General features: G+C 40.1%; 17 protein-coding genes. 3 read left to right on the top strand and 14 right to left on the bottom strand.

Annotation, left to right across the window (positions count from 1 at the left end):
• On the top strand, positions 1 to 221 hold a 221-nt coding region (locus CHI06_RS30275; RefSeq protein WP_218833128.1), incomplete at its 5' end, for a hypothetical protein.
• A gap of 34 nt (positions 222 to 255) precedes the next feature.
• On the opposite strand, the gene CHI06_RS27785 is transcribed toward CHI06_RS30275, so the two are convergent.
• The 12 genes from CHI06_RS27785 to CHI06_RS27840 all read right to left on the bottom strand — a co-directional run bounded on the left by CHI06_RS27785 (position 256) and on the right by CHI06_RS27840 (position 13,756).
• Positions 256 to 1,176, bottom strand: coding sequence for a TRM11 family SAM-dependent methyltransferase (locus CHI06_RS27785; protein ID WP_257009489.1), 921 nt, complete (start codon positions 1,174 to 1,176; stop codon positions 256 to 258).
• Positions 1,177 to 1,230: 54 nt separating this feature from the next.
• Complete coding sequence (locus tag CHI06_RS27790; protein WP_095251874.1) at positions 1,231 to 1,587, bottom strand: nucleotide excision repair endonuclease; 357 nt, start codon at positions 1,585 to 1,587, stop codon at positions 1,231 to 1,233.
• 108 nt (positions 1,588 to 1,695) lie between these two features.
• A complete protein-coding gene (locus CHI06_RS27795) occupies positions 1,696 to 2,838 on the bottom strand; it encodes a glycerate kinase family protein (RefSeq protein ID WP_095251875.1) in 1,143 nt (380 codons plus the stop codon).
• Positions 2,839 to 2,927: 89 nt separating this feature from the next.
• Complete coding sequence (gene pgmB, locus CHI06_RS27800) at positions 2,928 to 3,596, bottom strand: beta-phosphoglucomutase (protein ID WP_095251876.1); 669 nt, start codon at positions 3,594 to 3,596, stop codon at positions 2,928 to 2,930.
• An 11-nt stretch (positions 3,597 to 3,607) separates the two neighbouring features.
• Positions 3,608 to 5,830 (bottom strand): glycoside hydrolase family 65 protein, encoded by a 2,223-nt coding sequence (locus tag CHI06_RS27805; RefSeq protein WP_095251877.1) that lies wholly within the window; start codon positions 5,828 to 5,830, stop codon positions 3,608 to 3,610.
• Complete coding sequence (locus CHI06_RS27810; protein WP_095251878.1) at positions 5,827 to 6,861, bottom strand: Gfo/Idh/MocA family protein; 1,035 nt, start codon at positions 6,859 to 6,861, stop codon at positions 5,827 to 5,829. Before CHI06_RS27810 ends, CHI06_RS27805 begins: the two co-directional genes overlap by 4 nt.
• 16 nt (positions 6,862 to 6,877) lie before the next feature.
• A complete protein-coding gene (locus tag CHI06_RS27815; protein ID WP_095251879.1) occupies positions 6,878 to 7,672 on the bottom strand; it encodes a sugar phosphate isomerase/epimerase family protein in 795 nt (264 codons plus the stop codon).
• Between the two features lie 73 nt (positions 7,673 to 7,745).
• Positions 7,746 to 8,804 carry a zinc-dependent alcohol dehydrogenase gene (locus CHI06_RS27820; RefSeq protein WP_095251880.1) on the bottom strand — a complete coding sequence of 353 codons (1,059 nt, stop codon included), beginning with the start codon at positions 8,802 to 8,804 and terminating at the stop codon, positions 7,746 to 7,748.
• Between the two features lie 33 nt (positions 8,805 to 8,837).
• Complete coding sequence (locus tag CHI06_RS27825) at positions 8,838 to 9,686, bottom strand: carbohydrate ABC transporter permease (RefSeq protein WP_095251887.1); 849 nt, start codon at positions 9,684 to 9,686, stop codon at positions 8,838 to 8,840.
• 5 nt (positions 9,687 to 9,691) lie between these two features.
• Positions 9,692 to 10,561 carry a carbohydrate ABC transporter permease gene (locus CHI06_RS27830; protein WP_095251881.1) on the bottom strand — a complete coding sequence of 290 codons (870 nt, stop codon included), beginning with the start codon at positions 10,559 to 10,561 and terminating at the stop codon, positions 9,692 to 9,694.
• A gap of 189 nt (positions 10,562 to 10,750) precedes the next feature.
• Positions 10,751 to 12,058, bottom strand: coding sequence for an ABC transporter substrate-binding protein (locus CHI06_RS27835; protein ID WP_095251882.1), 1,308 nt, complete (start codon positions 12,056 to 12,058; stop codon positions 10,751 to 10,753).
• A 12-nt stretch (positions 12,059 to 12,070) separates the two neighbouring features.
• Positions 12,071 to 13,756 carry an alpha-amylase family glycosyl hydrolase gene (locus CHI06_RS27840; protein ID WP_095251883.1) on the bottom strand — a complete coding sequence of 562 codons (1,686 nt, stop codon included), beginning with the start codon at positions 13,754 to 13,756 and terminating at the stop codon, positions 12,071 to 12,073.
• Positions 13,757 to 14,228: 472 nt separating this feature from the next.
• On the opposite strand from CHI06_RS27840, the gene CHI06_RS27845 reads away from it, so the two are divergent.
• The gene (locus CHI06_RS27845; protein ID WP_095251884.1) at positions 14,229 to 15,257 is read left to right on the top strand and encodes a LacI family DNA-binding transcriptional regulator; all 1,029 of its coding nucleotides are present in this window, start codon (positions 14,229 to 14,231) and stop codon (positions 15,255 to 15,257) included.
• Positions 15,258 to 15,366: 109 nt separating this feature from the next.
• Here CHI06_RS27845 and CHI06_RS27850 read toward each other — a convergent pair whose 3' ends face one another.
• Positions 15,367 to 16,482, bottom strand: coding sequence for a mechanosensitive ion channel family protein (locus CHI06_RS27850; protein WP_257009490.1), 1,116 nt, complete (start codon positions 16,480 to 16,482; stop codon positions 15,367 to 15,369).
• 182 nt (positions 16,483 to 16,664) lie between these two features.
• On the opposite strand from CHI06_RS27850, the gene CHI06_RS27855 reads away from it, so the two are divergent.
• Positions 16,665 to 16,877 (top strand): hypothetical protein, encoded by a 213-nt coding sequence (locus CHI06_RS27855; RefSeq protein ID WP_095251885.1) that lies wholly within the window; start codon positions 16,665 to 16,667, stop codon positions 16,875 to 16,877.
• 61 nt (positions 16,878 to 16,938) lie between these two features.
• Here CHI06_RS27855 and gloA2 read toward each other — a convergent pair whose 3' ends face one another.
• Positions 16,939 to 17,325, bottom strand: coding sequence for an SMU1112c/YaeR family gloxylase I-like metalloprotein (gene gloA2 / locus CHI06_RS27860; protein ID WP_095251886.1), 387 nt, complete (start codon positions 17,323 to 17,325; stop codon positions 16,939 to 16,941).
• Positions 17,326 to 17,930: the final 605 nt, after the last annotated feature.

Below are 17,930 nucleotides of genomic sequence, written 5' to 3' on the forward strand. Positions count from 1 at the left end.
AAAAAACAGTGCCTAACTTACTTAACCAAAGTTACTTTGGGCATCTTCTTTTTAAGACACAAATAAAACTGCATTATTTATTTTTTATCTTAGGTTTTTCAGACAAATGGCTTAACATTCAAAAATTAATCATCAAGAAGGATAAATTTACAGGAATGCATTCATTTTCTCCATTATCGGAATTACCAAAAAAAACCTCATTTACTTATGATAAGGTTTAATACGATTTATTCTAAATCCTTTTGCACCACTTTCTTACCTGCACACAATCACTTCACGAATAAATACCCCTTTTTTCGCAACTGCTCGATCAACAATCACAAACCCCGCTTCCAGTAGAATCTCATCAATCGGTTCAACGGTTACGACTACTACTTTATCCGCAAACCTGCGGGCACTTTGAAGCATCTCCAGCTGCACTTCAGGTGAAATAACCGAACACAAATTGTAAGGTAAATCGATAATTGCAACGTCGTAATGCTTCGTGATGTTTCGCATATCTTCAAACTTCACTTCACACGAAAAACCAAAGTGTGCGATGTTCTCTCGTGTTCCCGCAAGAATAACTGGATTATTGTCGCTCCCCTCGATATCAATCCCCATCGACAATGCTTCCACTAGGACGGTCCCAATCCCGCAGCAAGGGTCAATTGCTTTGATTCCGGTTGGGTCCGGAATGGCGATATTCACCACTGCTCTTGCCACACGGGTGCTGAGTGCAGTGGAATAATGATGCGGCTTCTGCTGATGTTGATACCACACAGATTTACTTTCCTCAAAATCACCGAATAACCATCTTCCGTTGATATTCATGACCCCAAACAATCGCTTCGGCTGCCGAATATCAGCCACACCATTGATTTGTAAACCGACTTCCCTCTCTATGGCGCGCCGTTTCTCGAAGGTTTCCTCAACACTGCCAATTTTGACATACATCACTTTAAACGTTTCCCCTATTTGCAAGGCTGCGACTTTTTCAAGAAGCTCGTGATAACTCTCCTCTTCAAAAATAACGGCTATTCTTTCTTTCATAAACGGACTCCGGCTCGGATCAACTTTTACCGAACTCTCCAAAATACTCGTTTGAGACTCACTCCCAAATAACGAGCGCATCTCCAAAGCACGCAATGAACGTTCATCTTCGTAGCTGGCGTAAGTATAGATATAGGTACCCATTCCCCTCACCTTCCTATAAAAAAAGACAATAGGATTTCCCCATTGCCTCATTCATTATCTAAAAAACACCTTGTCGACGTTGTACTTCGACTTGGATTCATTAATGATAAACGTCTCATAAATTTCTCTATGTACGGGATCTTCAATGACACAAACTTCAATTTTTGTGACCTCATCACGATGGTTTTTGATGGGAGACACCGTATCCTCAAAATGCTTTTTGATTCTTGGGCGCAACTTCCTTGCTTTCCCTACAAACAGCAGCTCATCGTTTTTGTTATAAAACATGTAAATGCCGCCCTTTTCACGAGTGATCAGGTGAAAATCTGTAAAGCCATAAATATTACTTAGCTCTGGATTGTCCTGTTTAGTAATCGTAACGTCTGGTTTTGGAACAGTTATTTGAATCACGCAAGCTCACTTCCTTTTCTATATCGCTGTATATGCTAACACAAATCATCTTTTATTACTATTTCCTGATATCATCTTTTTAAAACGCTAACTTACAGCCTCCGAAACTCATAACGAAGCGAATTTCAAAAGTCTGCCTATTTGCTCTGCGGTTCTTCTTAAATTTAACCGGGTTACTTCTGGATCCATCGCTGTTTCTAAGTCTACAGGCCCGCTCACGATGGTGAAATAAGAGGTGATGCCTGAATCATGCAGGGAAGGATTTCCTTCTGTTATATCGCCAGCTAGTGCAATCACGGGTATTCCATGCTTTTTTGAAAGATGAGCAATTCCTGCAGGAGCTTTTCCCATTGAGGTTTGTCCATCCAGCTTCCCCTCACCTGTAATCGTAAGATTCACTCCCTGAAGCTTTTCCTCCAACTCCGCATAATCAAGGATGAGCTGGACACCGGATTCCAATTCAGCCTGTAGGAATCCAGCAAAAGCCGCTCCTAGACCACCTGCTGCGCCAGCTCCAGAAATCCCCTGCAGATCCTTACCTGTCTGCTCGTGCACTACCTCTGCAAAGCTTCTTAGTCCTTCGTCTAGTTCCTTTACTGCATCAGCACTTGCACCTTTTTGAGGTCCGAAAATATGTGCAGCGCCATTTATTCCATATAACGGGTTATTGACATCACAAGCCACACGAAACTTCAACTCTTTCACCTGTTGAGGAACAGTACTTAGGTCGATCCTTTTAATATTCTTAAGCTCGGCCCCGCCAAATCCAACAAGAGCACCTTCTTGATTGAAAAATTGATACCCTAAGGCCTGCAGCATTCCAACTCCTGCATCATTGGTTGCACTTCCGCCCAGACCAATTATAAAGTCATCACAGCCTTTTTCCATCGCTTCTAAAATAAGTTCTCCAACACCAAATGTTGTGGTATAAAGTGGATTACGCTCTTCAACAGATAATAACGGAAGTCCACATGCCTCAGCAACCTCAATGACGGCAGTCGTCTTATCCCCTAAAATTCCGAAACGAGCTTTGACTGGGTGCCCTAAAGGCCCAGTGACAACCTTTTCGGAAAATTGTCCATTGGTCGCATAGACGAGTGCTTCGACGGTACCCTCTCCACCATCTGCAATCGGCACGGTCTGAATCTTAAAACCCGAACTAACCTGTGATAATCCTTCCACGATCGCCTTATTCGCTTCGAGCGATGACAAGCTTCCCTTCAAGGAATCCATTGCTACTAAAATATTCAACTGTCTAACCTCCCGTTTTGCCTATAAAAAATGCCTGTAAACATCTAAAAAATTAGAATTTGTCTACAGGCATATTTAGATAGCTACTATTATTGTAAGAAATATTTTTCCTTTATTTTCTCCCAATTAAGCTGGGATGTGGCTTCAACCTTGTAATCCGCTTCAGTAAGATAATTGCCGACACCCACTGCAAACATACCGCTTGCGTTTATCGCTTCAATCCCCGCTTGTGCGTCTTCAATGCCAATCGCATAGGCAGGATTAGCCCCGAGTCCTTTGCAGGCTGTGAGGAAAATCTCTGGATCTGGCTTTGATTTGCTGATTTTCGCTGCATCTGCACAGTAATCAAATGCCGCTTCTAACTGGAGCGCCTTTAACACCGTCTCCGCATTTTTTGAAACAGAAGCAAGTCCGATTGAGATCCCCTCCGCTTTGATAGCTGCAAGTAATTCGAGGATACCCGGTAAAACAGCCTCTGGTGTTAATTCCTTTAAGAACTCACAGTAGTGCAGATTCTTTTTCGTCGCCATTTCTTCTTTTTCGCTTAAGCTGAAATCATTCTGGCGATTTCCTTCTATTAAAATTAACTCAAGGGAATCCATACGGCTGATTCCTTTCAGTCTTTCATTAAATACTTCATCAATCGTGATTCCCACTTCTTCTGCAAGCTGCTTCCATGCAAGAAAGTGATAATGTGCCGTGTCGGTAATCACTCCATCAAGGTCAAAAACAACAGCTTCTATCCGTTTATTATCCATATCTGATTCCCCTAATTCTTAATTTCAACTTTAATGCGGTCACTCAAAAGATAGTCCCTGCCGTTAATCTCAATATCTAAGTCCGTCCCTAAAAGCTTCGTGATTTCAAAATACTCGTGAGTCAGCCTAACTTTAAGCTTCCGCCCCTGATACATAAGTGGAAAGGCCAGTTCTGACCAACTTTTTGGTAATTTGGGATTAAAAGCGAGACGGCCCATCCTTTGTGACATATTCGCAAACCCAAACATAGCCGTCAGCCAAATGGCTCCTAAAGAAGCGGCATGTATTCCTTCATCAGAGGAATGCGGATTTGGTCCTAAATCGATTAAGCATGCTTCCTTAAAGAAACGGTAGGCTGCTTCCTCATCCTCGCAGCGCGCTGCAACAATCGCATGAATAGCCTTGCTGAGCGAAGAGTCATGAATGGTATGTTCTTCGTAATAATGGAGGTTTTTCGCGACTACCTCTTTTGGAAACAAATCCGGGAACAGATACAACAGCATCACGGTATCTGCTTGTTTCAGAATCTGCATTTCATTGACTTCAGCACGCGAATAATCCAGCAAAATCGCCTGACTTCCCTGTGTTTGTTTATAAGGGGTCAAGTCAATTTCAGGCTTCGATAAGAACGTATCATCCTGTGGAATAATCTTGTCTTTATTAGGCTTCGGAAGATACAAAGTGTTCAAGAAGTCCTTTCCTCTGTTGAAAAGCTGTTCATCGGTATCCTGGAATTGATCCATAAAATAAAGGGCTTGTTCTACATTGTAGTACGCCATGTAATTTGTATAGGCATTGTTGTCTATGTGCTCTGTGTATTCATCCGGGCCGATTACATCTTTGATGGAAAGCTTGTCACCTTCTTCTACTGTACGGCTCATCCAAAACTGTGCCGTTTCTTTAAGCAGTGCAAGGCCTTCATTTCTCATGAACTCTTCATCCAATGTGTTTTGGAAATACTGGACAACGGCAAAGGCAATATCCGCAACGATATGGTGCTCACTAAGTGCTGAAGCCACCTTTTGCCGGGTTCCCGTCCGGATGTTGATTGCTGCAAACTCAGGTGTCTCCTCTTTTCCAGAAAGAGCACTTTCCCATGGGAATAACGCACCTTCATAACCGTTTTGGGCTGCCTTTTCCTTTGCCTGCCGCAAATGGAGGTAACGGTAACGCAAAAGCTTTTTCGCCGTTTCAGGCTCTGTAAACAGATGAAAAGGAGCAATAAAAATTTCCGTATCCCAGAAGACATGTCCTTTATAGCCTTCACCCGTTAGCCCTTTTGCACCGACACTGAAACGCTCGTCATGTGCTGGCGTCATGATTTCCATATGATAGAGAGCAAAATCCATTGCGGTCTGGTCGAATTCATCGGATGAATGAATCTCGATACCTTTTTGCTGCCAAAACACCCGCCATGCATTTGCAGATTTTTCTAGCAGAGCTTCATATCCTTGCAAGCTATTAGCTTTAAGATCTTCTAGACCAACATGATCTGGATTCACACTTTCGAGCGAGGTGTAAACGGTTCCGATTTTTTCAAAAACAAATGGCTCATCTTTAGCCATATCCTGAACAATCGTTGCATTCAACTGACGGTTTTTTGCTGAAAAAGAAATTCGACTTGCTGCTGAAGCACTAATGGTGGTTGCAATTGCAATCGTGATTCCTGTTTCTGTCGTTTTATAGATCCCTTGAAGGATTTCTTCATTAAAAACCCGAATACTTTCTTCTTTTAAATGCTGTTTCCCAAAGTTTGTCTGCTGTGCATCAATTCCGGTCACAATCTTGATTCTAGCCTGTTGGTCCAAACTTGTAACCGTTACCTTTGAGGCAAGCAAATGTAAATGATCCTTGGCTACAAAACGTTGAAAAACAAATCGGAAGCGGGCACCCGTTTTGCTTTTCCAGACAATTTCACGACTTAATTCACCTGTTTCAAGAATTAAAGCGCGCTCATAAGTAAGCACTTCTCCTTCAAGCAGTGAAAAGCTCGTTCCATCAATTTCGATCAACATTCCAGCAATGTCCGGTAAATTCACTAGTTCAGAAGGTTCGTTTGCAGTTGCTTTATTATAGACACCAGCAACATACATCCCGCGAGTTTGACCTGTATAGTTCTCCTCATGGGCGGCACGGACACCTAAATAGCCATTTCCCAAAGCCATGACACTTGAATATTTATTAAGAGAGTGCAAATCAAAATTATTATCGTAAATTACTTGTTTATTTTTCATAATGATACACTTTCACCTTTTTCAGCAGATTGGTATAATGCCTCGATTAGTTGTTGGATGACGTGCCCTTGGTTACCATCTGCCACCATCGCATCCTTACCCAAGCACCTGTCCACAAATGCTCCCATGCTTTTTTGATGGCGATTAGGATCGGCGGTTTCTCTGTTCAATAACGAAACAAGCTCACCGCCTTCATCTGTATATATTTGGGCAGGAAAGAGCGTCGCCCCGGCTTGGTCACCAAAGAACTCTACGTTCATCACCGAGTCTTCTTTTATATTTAAGGCAAAGGATGTTTCAATTTGTAACAAGCGGCCGCCTTCTAGCTCGATAAAACCAAACAAAGAATCCTCCACTTCAAACTTAGCAGGATCCCATTCACCGAGGGTACCTTTTGATTTTTTCGTTCCAATTTTTTGATACATTTTTGCAGTAACCTTCTCGATTTTCGGGAACCCAAGCACATATAATGCCGCGTCGAGCATATGCGCCCCCAAATCGATAAGAGGACCACCGCCTTGCTCCTCTTTGTTCGTGAAGCTTCCCCATCCTGGGATTCCACAACGACGCAAAGCCTTTGCTTTCGTCACATAGATATCTCCAAGTACACCATCCTTCACTTTTTCACGAAGTATGGAAACGTCATCTGCAAACCGGTGATGAAAATCATAAGCAAGCAGGCAATTGTTGCTTTCAGCTGCTTCTTTCATTTTCTTTGCTTCAGACGCAGAAATGGCAGGTGGTTTTTCACACATGACATCGCATCCATTCGCAATCGCCTGCAATACATTTTCAGCATGGAATCGGTTTGGGGTACAAACACTAACAATATCCGGTTTTTCAGCAGCATACATATCTTGTGCATCCGTATAAAAACGTGGAATTTTATTTCTTTCTGCGAATTCCTTTACCTTATCAGGATTTGGACCGACAACTGCGACTAATTCTATTTCTTCTCGTGTTTGATAGTAAGCAACATGGACTTTTTCAGCTACTTGTCCTGCTCCAATAATCGCAACTTTTTTTTTCACAGGTTGCCTCCTCCATTCAGCTTAAGGATTCTCTAAGGTGTTTTACTGCCTGTCTGTATTCCGCATCAGGATCATTACCTCTAACACGGCATTCAATGGTAAGAAATCCATCATAGCCATCTTCTTTTAATGTGTTAAAGTGTTTCTTGAAATCCAGTGAACCGCTGCCCGGCTGGTAACGGTGATTATCAGCAAGGTGAATATGACCAACTAAGTCACGGTTTTTGTGTAATGCTTCTGAAATATCATCTTCTTCAATGTTCATATGATAGAAATCTGCAATGATTTTTACATTCTTTAAACCATTTTCTTCAATGTAACTGCGTGCATCAGCCAGTGTGTTAATCATATGGTCCTGATAGCGATTCAATGGCTCAAGGAAAATCGTCGTACCTGTTTCTTCCGCTACCTTGTCAAGATAAACAAGAGATTCTGTTATAGCCTTTCGATCTCCGGTCAGGCTTCTAGGTGAAGCCATTGGCGGCAGGCGATAGGTAAACATTCCCCATGCAGCTGGAACAACAATTCCTTTTCCGCCTACTTCTTGTAGCGCTTCAAGAATTTGTTTGATTTCAACCAGACCATTAAGCCTGCGCTCTTCGATAAAGTCCCCAATCCAGCCAGTGTATCCACCACATGCGGTATAAACAGGAATTCCTGTTTCCGCAATCGCTTCTTTTATTTCATCGAGATGGTCTACTAAAAATTTCCCATCGATTTCAAAGCCATCGAACCCGACTTCCTTTATGTATTGGAACTTTTCCTTAATATTCTCTGGAAAAAATGCTTGATTTTGCGTTCCGAGTTTCATCGTCTATTCCTCCATGAAAGAGATTGATATTCATACTATGGATAGGCCGCCTGATTTAAGGCGGCACACATGATTACTTTTTATATTCGATTCCCATCTTGATGCTTAACTCAGGACGTTGGTCGACAAATTCCATATAAGCTTCTGCGCTTTCTTCAAAACGGACAATCGGATCAATAATATCCTCACAATTTAGATAACCGTTCATTAACAATTCCCAGCAAGTATCTTCAATACGTTTTCTGTTCCAACGTGGATAATCTGGGTTAGGCTCGCTGGCCGCACGAGAGAAGATAATCTTCGCATTGTTGAAATGGGCTTCACGCCCAAAGTTCAACCCTGCAGGGAGTGGTTTACCAAATGCTACATAGGAAATCGTTCCGCCATAGGCAATTCCCTTTAACGCTGCTTGAAGGGCAGCTGCAACTCCACTTGTTTCAATGATGGAATCAGCACCCATTTTATTAGTAAGCTTTTTCACTTCATAGCCAACATCACACGCAGTTGGATCAAGACAGAAGTCAGCACCATGGCGTAGAGCAATATCACAGCGATGTGCCAATGGGTCAACCCCGATAACAATACTAGCACCTGCTCTTTTTGCAAGCTGTACCGCGATTTGGCCAATAGCACCTAATCCGACAACCACCACATAATCTCCAGCACGAACATTGGCATCACGAACGCCTGCCATCGCATATTGTGCTGGATCGTAACAAACGGCATTTTGCCATTTTCCACCCTCAGGCATTTTACGCAGGCGGTGATTATCAACGGCATTCACAATCACGGTTTCCATAATTGGTCCATACGAACAAACCGTTTCCCCCAGCTGGTAGTCCGTCACTTCACTTCCAACTTCAACGATTTTACCTACGACCATATTTCCAAGTTGAAATTCACCAAAAACAATCCCTGGTTTTGAGCCTTCCGCGCGAGGCATAAACATGCGCCATTCTTCGTTGAAATCCTCATCCATAAACGGAGTAATTCCGCGGAAGTCTACTACTTCCGTACCGTGCTTAGGTGAAGCGAATTCAACACTAATTTTGACTTCATTCGGTTTAATTTCACGATCTTCATATTCCACCAATGAAGCTTCTCTTGGTGCTGCAGCAATTAGCTTTTTCATATCTATAACCTCTTTCACTTATTTAATAATCTTTTATCCTTTTACTCCGCCTTCAGTGGCGCCGCCTTTAATAAAGTAATCAGAAATCGAGTACATAATCACTACTGGCAGTGCTGTGATCAGTGACGCTGCCATCATCCGGCCCCATACATAATCCGGTGTGCTGAATAATGTGTTCAATCCGATTGGTAAAGTGAAATTCACCGAGTCTGACAAGAAAATCGAGGCAAACAAGTAATCATTCCATGCCACCATAAAGGAATATACAAATACGGAGATAATCCCGGATAAAGATAATGGAATAATGATATAGAAAATAATTTGAATACGATTTAAGCCATCAATCATCGCTGCTTCTTCCAGGTCATCCGGAATTGTGTCAAAATAACTTTTTAACATAAAAATTGATGTAGGCAATGTCTGAACGATCATCGTAATAATCAAAGCTGTTTTCGTATCATACAGACCAAGTCCCGAAATAATTTTGAACAATGGAACAACAAGCAAGATACCCGAAAACATATATACCGAATAAAAACTTGCATTGATTGTCGTTCTTCCCATAAAATTCAGCCTAGATAAAGCGTAGGCGCCAAAGATTCCGATGAAAACAGCTAGTGCTGCTGCTGTCAGTGCCACGATTAAGCTATTTTTAAAATAGGATATATACGGAAAGATATCCGGATTGAAAATATCAACAAAATGCTTAAACGTCCACTCTTTTGGAAAAAAGGTTGGATTAGTTGAAACAGCTTCTTCTGTAGTCTTAAAGGATGTCATCAGCATGATAAAAAAAGGGAAAAGAGATACAGTTAACAAGCCAATTAGCCCCGTGTAAAATCCAACTGTCTTAAGGGTCCGATTCTTTTTACTGGTAGCCATTGCCATTAGTATTTCACCCGCTTTCGTGTTGCGATAATCACTAGGGATAGAATGATAAACAGAATAACAGAAATTGATGCTGCTTTGCCAAGGTCATTAAAGGCAAATGCTGTTTTATACAAGTAGATCCCTAGGATGTCCACTTTGTTTGTGAGTAGGAAAACATCTGTAAACATATAGAATAGCCAAATGGAACGCAGTGTTACCACCGTGATAAGCACTGGCATAATAGCCGGGAGGGTAACAATTTTAAACTTGTTCCACGTAGAAGCCCCGTCGATTTCTGCTGCTTCATATAAGGTTGAATCAATTGTTTGCAAGATTGCCAAAAAGGAAATAAACGCATACGGGAAATATCTCCAAATAGCAAAGATAACAACTAGGATAAAACTGCTGACAGGATTATCAAACCAAAGCGGAGCCTTGTCAGCCAGGTGAAATACATCTACAACTAAGAAGTTCACCACACCATAACTGTTATTGAACATGTATTTCCATGCAAAAACCAATGAAATCGAAGGTGTAACATAAGACAAAATGATTAAGGACCGGGAAAGCTTACGGAATTTGAATGGCCGATTAAATAAGATCGCTACACCCAATCCCATAGCCGTACTGCCTGCCACGGTAAGAATCATATACGATAGCGTAATCCCAAGTGATGCATAAAACGCTCCATCAGACAGAATCGCCATGTAATTTTCAAAACCAACAAAGATTGCATCCAATCTTGGGTTTATCGGCTGGTCAAAGAAGCTAATCTGGATATTGGAGATCATCGGGTACGCAACAAGCAATAGCACCAAGAAGATACTTGGAAAAAGCAAGACTATTGCTAATTTTAAATCTGATTTCTCCCTTTTTATGGTTTTCATGGTACCCCCCTAAGTAGTTGATGAAATGAGGGTGAACCATTAAGCTGGTCCTGAGAATACATAAAGTTGTTTAATAGCCGGCATATTGCATCCGCCATCTTAAACAAATTTACATTCTATAATTCCTCAATTCATGTTAATTTTTACATGAGGGGGATCGATTATTCAGAAGATCCCCCAACCTTCAAATTATTTTTCTAAAATTTCCGAAATAGCTTTTTCCGCACTTTTCAGTTCACTGTCAACGCTCTTTCCACCAACAGTAATCGCATTGATTAATGTTGGAATAGCTCCTGAGCTTGTTATATCCCCCATTTTTGCAAAATTCTTATCACCGACTAATCCAAACACTTGTATATCGTTATAAGAGGCAGCAATTTCAGCAGAAAGTTCACCAAAGGCTTTAACAACCTCATTTGATTTATAAGTCTCATTCTCAATTACAAGTTTACTAACAGGCTGTGCTCCTCCAGGAGACATTAATACCCATTTTGTCATGTTTTCAGGCTGTCCCATGAATTCTACAAATACTTCTGCAGCCTTCTTTTGGTCATTTTCCAAACCAGAAGAAATCGTTAATGCTGTTGTTGTTCCAAATACTGCTTTTGTTTTTTGAGTTGGAATTGCAAAGCCAATATTAGCAGCATTACCTTGTTCATATACAGCTGGAAGAATATAAGTAGAATAAACCGCCATCGGTGTTGAACCGTTCATGAACGCATCCTTTACTTCTGTTACATCATTAGAACCTGGCATTGTATACTTAGCTAATTGTTGATAGAAAGTTAGAGCTTCCTTCATTTCTGGAGTGTTAATATTTAATTTTCCTTTATCATCAAGAATATTGGCGTTGTTTGATAGGGCAAATTGAGAGAATGCCTGCTCTGAGAACCCACCTTCAACTGTAGGTATCCCAATTCCGTATTTTTTGTTTGCTGGATCTGTAAACGCCTTAGCAATAGCTAACACATCATCCCAACTCTTTGGCTCTTCTAGACCTTTAGCAGCCAGCATTTCTTTGTTATACCAAATGCCTTGAACCCATCCGCTGATTGGCATACCTGTATAGCTTTTACCATCCTCAGTTTTTACTAATTTCAATGCGCCTTCATAGAAATTTTCTTCGCCTGCTTTCCCCAGGACAGTTTTAACAGATTCTTTGTCAATTAATTCATCTTTATCCATTACCTTTGCGTAGTCCTGTCCCACTTCAAGAACGGCAGGAAGCTTACCAGCACTTGCTAATGTAACAATCTTCGTATTATAGGCATCTTCTTCAACAGGAACCTGCTTAATTGTAATATCAGGATTTTCTTTTTCGAAGTTTGCAACCAATTCATCAATAACAGCTAAACGTTCCTGTTCAACTGAAGAATGCATAAACTCGATTGTCGTCTTGCCGTTGCCACCTTCTTTTTCGTCGCCGCCGCCAGCACATGCAGTCAACGCAGCCACTACAAGCAACATCATGAACACATAGAATCCTTTTTTTATCATGGTTTTATCCTCCTAGTTAGTTGGCTTCAGCCAAACAAATTGATATGGGTCTAATGAAATCAAATGATCACAATTGATATTTTCACCTGAAATAGTATCAAAGAAGCTTCCTGTTAGGTCACATTCAACTGATTCATTCGTTAGGTTAATGATGGCTAAAAGGCTTTCTCCCTTGTCATTCATCCGTTTAAAAGCGAAGACTTTTTCTCCCAAATCAAGGACTTCCATCCTCGCATTCGGGTGGAAAAGCGTTTCTTCTTTCCTTACAGCGATAATCTTGGTTAATTCCGTGAAGACCTTATTCCGTAATGTTTCTGGATTATTTAGCTCATTTTCGATGTCAGCAATATTGTATTTTTGGCGATTGATTGAGCGGTTCATCCCTGTCCTTGCAACGCCTTCCATGTCATTCCGCGATCCTAATATGCTTTGAACATATATGGCCGGTACACCAGGCAGTGCCAACAGTATCGAATGAGCAGCTAAGAACCTTTTCACACGAAGATTATCATCATCAGATTGTGAATTTAACGCATCAAGATACGTGACATTAATTTCATATGGGCTCTGGGTCCCATCTGGATTTTTCTTATAGTTGACCAATGCCCCTTCTTTTTGCAAATCTTCAATCATAGACAGGATATCTTCTTCAGGAATAATTCCGCGAATCGGATTTACCCCAATCCCGTCATGGGATGCTAGAAAATTGAAAAAGGTTGTATCAAGCCCAGTTGGTGGAAGCTCTCTTGCCCACTTCGAGAGTGCCGTTCCATTACCATTATGGATTGAATAAAGAACAAGTGGCGGCAATGGGAACTGGTAAACCATGTGTGCCTCATCATTGCCATTTCCAAAATAAGAAACATTATCTTTATGTGGGACGTTTGTTTCCGTAATGATGACAGTCCCTTTAGCGACCTCATCCGCGATCGAGCGGAAAATCTTCACAATTTCATGTGTTTTTTCGAGGTGGATACTTGATGTACCAGCCTCTTTCCATAAAAATCCGATCGCATCCAGCCGGATGAATTCTGCACCTTGCTCGATATAAAATAGTAATACATCAATCATTTCAAGCAAAACCTCAGGATTGCTAAAATTTAAGTCAATCTGATCCTCACTGAACGTCGTCCAAATATTCTTCTCTTTTCCATTTTCCAAAATGAATTTGGTTAACAGCGGGTGCGCCCTCGGCCTTGTAACCGCACTCAAATCAATCGTTGGATCCATATCAATGAAATAGTTTTCATATTCCGGATTCCCTTTTAAGAATTCTTGAAACCATTCACTCTTTGCAGAGATATGGTTACATACATCATCGAACATGATCCGGGCAGAACCTGAAAGATCATTTATTTGCTCCCAATCGCCCAAGACAGGATTTACTTTCTTGTAATCAATAACGGAAAAACCGTCATCCGAAGAGTATGGGTAAAAAGGAAGTAAGTGAACAATCTCAAACTTATCCGCTAAGTACTTATCAAACATTTTTTTAAAAGTATTTAATGTAGGTTGGTTGTCTTCCTGAAATTGGTCGCCATATGTTATCAGAAATACATCTCGTTGATCCCAGCTTTGTTTCCTTTCCTTAAGGGGCAGCGCCTTCGTTTTCGCCATACGCTCCTGAATGCTTGTCGAAAGTGACTCAACATCATAATCATCATAAATAAATGAAAGTCTTTCTTTAATGGTTTTCATACACTGTATCCTCCTAATATGGATATAACTTTCCCAAATTGAATAAGGAATATTAATGAATTAAAAATCTTATACCTAGTAAAGTAGATTAATAATTAAAATTTTCTACTAACAAGAGACTTGTACAGAGCAGTGTTGATACCACTACCAAATTTGACAAAAAAATAGAACGAAGTTCTGGTACCGCTCCCATTTTTTCAAAAAAAATAATATAAGGTTTTGTGGTACCGCTCCCATATGCAAAAATATATTACAGATAACTCCATATGTCAACCAATAATACTCAAAATCCATTTTAAACGAAATGTTTAAATAGTAGTAAAAAATTCTTGTTGATAGATTTAGTTTTCAACCATATAATCTATCTTATACTCAATATCGACTATGTAATAAACCTTTAGTAAATAATAATGAAATCGGATTCATTTCGATAACTTGTATATATAACTATATTTGTGAGGAGGGAGCTGTATTGGGCTACACGATATATGATATTGCCCGGGCTGCCAACGTTTCAAAATCGACCGTATCCCGCGTATTGAATAATCAGAACAATATTTCCGAAGATGCCAGAAATCGAGTCATCAAAGCAATTGAAGAATTGAATTACCAGCCTAGCAAATTGGCCAGGGCTCTTTCCTCCCGTTTTGATGCAATCATGGTTGTCTCCCGATCTGCCAAGACGACAACAAACAATCCATTTTTCTCAGAAATCCTCCAAACGGTGGCAGAGAAAGCGGAAGAAGAAAATTTTGATGTCATCTTGCAAACGGCTAAAAATAGCCATGATGAACTTGAAAAATGCATAACCAAAATAAAAGAAAAAATGATTAAGGGAATCATTATGTTAAGTTCGCCTGCTAATGAAGAATTGTTCAAGCAGCTTGACATTTTTAATATTCCAATTGTCGTCATTGGTAAAGTCGACGGAAACTATAACAATATATTTTCTGTGGATACCGATAACTATCATGATAGTTATGAGTTAACAAAATATTTAATTGAACAAGGTCACAATAGGATCGCCTGTGTACACTCGCCACTTGAATACCATGTTTCCACGGATCGTCTAAATGGCTATAAAGCCTGTATGGAAGATCATCAATTGCCGGTGAGAGATGAATGGATGATTGACGGCGGCTACAATGTCGAAACAGGCAGCCTCGCAGCCAGAAAGCTGCTATTGGGAAGTAACCGCCCTTCAGCTGTGTTGGCTACGGATGACTTAAAAGTGATGAGCATCTATAAAACCGCATCAGAACTAGGCGTATCCATACCACAAGACCTATCCGTTGTCGGTTACAGTAATTCTAGCTTCATTCCCTTCATGACGCCTTCTTTGACTAGTATAGAAATTCCAGTCAGAAAACTAGGAGAAACGGGAGCAAACCTACTTTTTTCCATTATTAGAAACAAGCCTGAGGCGGCAGCGAGCACCATCATTAAGACAGAAAAAGTGATTCGAGATTCCGTTCTAAAAAAATACACCTATAATAGCTAGCATGATATAAAGCCAATGGAATCCTATCCATTGGCTTTATAGATTTATGTGCCGATAATATTGGCTTACGTGCCAAATTTTGTTTTTACGTACCAATACCTAAAGCTATTTAATCAAAAGAACCCATCGTTTGAAATAATTCACTGGATTGGGGAGATACGTAAATGGTTCGGCTTGGAAAAGCGACTTCTACTCCCTCTTCCTCTAATATCCCCATGATTTCAATGTTAATTTCATGTTTGATTTTGACATGTTCTGCCCAAACGGTCGTATTCGTGAAAAAATACAACAGAATATCAAGACTGCTATCATTGTAGTGATCGAATGCAACCATAATCGTATCCGGATGAATCTCTTCATGGGTTCTCAACATTTGTTCAATCCGATGAACCACTCTTTGAATTTGCTCTTTAGAGGTTTGATAGTTAAGTCCCAAATGAAAATTGATGCGACGTTTCCCCATACGACTCCAGTTAGTAATCGGTTCGTTCGCAAGTGTAGAATTTGGAACGGTTACAAGCGCTTGACTAAATGTTCGAATTTTTGTGCTTCGAAAATTAATATCCTCGACTGTCCCCTCCACGCTAGGTGTTAAAATCCATTCGCCAATGGAAAAAGGCTTTTCAGTCACGATAACAATTCCGCCGATTAGATTTCCTACCGCTTCTTTTGCAGCTAAAGCAAACGCCAGCCCTCCTAAACCAAGACCTGCGACCAATCCATTAACATCATAATCAAATTCCTGGCCAATAATACTGATACTTATAGCAATAAGGATGACACGAACCGCTCTTGAAATAAACGGAAGAAGAATTAAATCAATCTTATTGTTCATCCTTTGATTCACACTGACTAAAATCCCTGAAGAAGGAGAGGATAAATTAAACAATCCCCATGTAATCAAAACAATAACCATCGAACGCAAAAATTTTAAAAATAACGCATTATGCTGTTCGATAAAAGGAAAATAGTCCATTGCGAGATACAAGCCTAAAATAATGAATCCCCAGCCTAAAGGACGTTCAAAACCTAAACATATTTGTGTAAAAAAATCAGTTGGTGTTTTCCTAGTCAATTTTAAAATCAGCTGAAAGACATACTTCGTAAAGAGGTTTCGAAAAAGAATAAATAAAACCAAAATCCCGATAGAAATTCCTACATTTTTTAACATGTCATAGTCAATCCCCACGGGCAAAAAAGCCATGACAAACATATTCAAAGACATTCTAAAAATACCTTCTCTCTTTTATTGAATTCGAACCATTCCATCCACATATAATAACTTCTTAGAGCAGATAATTGAATACAACAAAAGTCTTAGATTCATATATTTTTTTCAGCGTTGCCAGCCTTAATAAATTGCTCTGACATATAGTAGATAAAAGCCATTTTAAGGTGGTGTTCATCATGACCAGTATCCAGGATGTAAGTGATGTCCTCTCTAGTCTGCCTCATCACCTGGCCAAAAATTGGCTGGGCAACGACCTCATCAAAAAGACGATCGCGGTAAGTTATGATTATTGGTTAGAAGATACCAACATCCCCATGAGCTTAGAGGAATTTGTGTTGCAGTATCTTGACCACTCAGAGTATCTGGGTGAATTGTTTGCGGATGAATAACGGCCATTCCCACTAAAAACTGAAGGGGAAAAATCAGGTGTTTTCCCCCTTCAACTCGATATTAATATTCGTAAAGCTCAATTGGCATTCCATCTGGATCCGCAAAGAAGGTAAATTTCTTTTGGGTCCAAGGGTCTATCCGAATATCTTCAACTTCCACTTGCTTGGTGGTTAGATGACGAACTTCCTCTTCAATATCGTCTACTTCAAAGGCCAAATGCCTCAAACCTGCCGCTTCCGGATCATTGACTCGTCCTGGCGGGTTCGGAAACGAAAACAGCTCAATTTGATATTGTCCATTCACCCCGAGATCAAGTTTATACGAGTCTCTTTCCTCTCGATACACTTCTCTTATAGGAGTAAGTCCTAAAATTCTTACATAAAAATCCTTTGATACTTCATAGTTAGAACAAATAATAGCGATATGGTGTATTTTCTTTAACTTCATAGCTTACACTTCTTTCATCTTGGTATAAATGCGCCTTAACTTTTATCGATTATTTTAATATTCGACTTGTTTCTACGAGCCTCCTCCTAATCAATCGTTTGATTAGTTCTGGTATATTGACTTGTATATAACGTATTTTCTCATTTCCGAGGAAATTTTTATGTCGAATCCCCTGCTGACTTTCCTCCGAAAATTCCACACGATCCCTAGAAAACAATTTAATTCTCCCTTACTTTACATTCTTCTTGCATTTTCCCTATACCATTATCCTAATCAAACGATTGATTAGATGTGAAACGAGGCCTTATGTAAAAAGGACTTATCCTCCTTTTTTGTAAAAGTTTTTGTCGAGGATAAGTAATCATCTATATCCATTTCACACTTCTCACTTAATAGAATCTAAGTAACTACATATTCTAACAGATTTATTCAAATTTACTTTTAACCAAACGTTTGATTAGTTTTCGCTAAAATCCCTCTACATCAGTTTTTCCCACTGCTTTGAAGTAAATAAGTTGTCGATTATTTATAACTAAAGGCAAACTTTCTGGCAAACTCAATGCCATGCACTATCACCGTACAAAATCAGATAATCTCCCTTTTTA

It is taken from the genome of Bacillus sp. 7884-1 (genome assembly GCF_002272245.1).
In the GTDB taxonomy this organism is placed as follows: Bacteria; Bacillota; Bacilli; order Bacillales; family Cytobacillaceae; genus Neobacillus.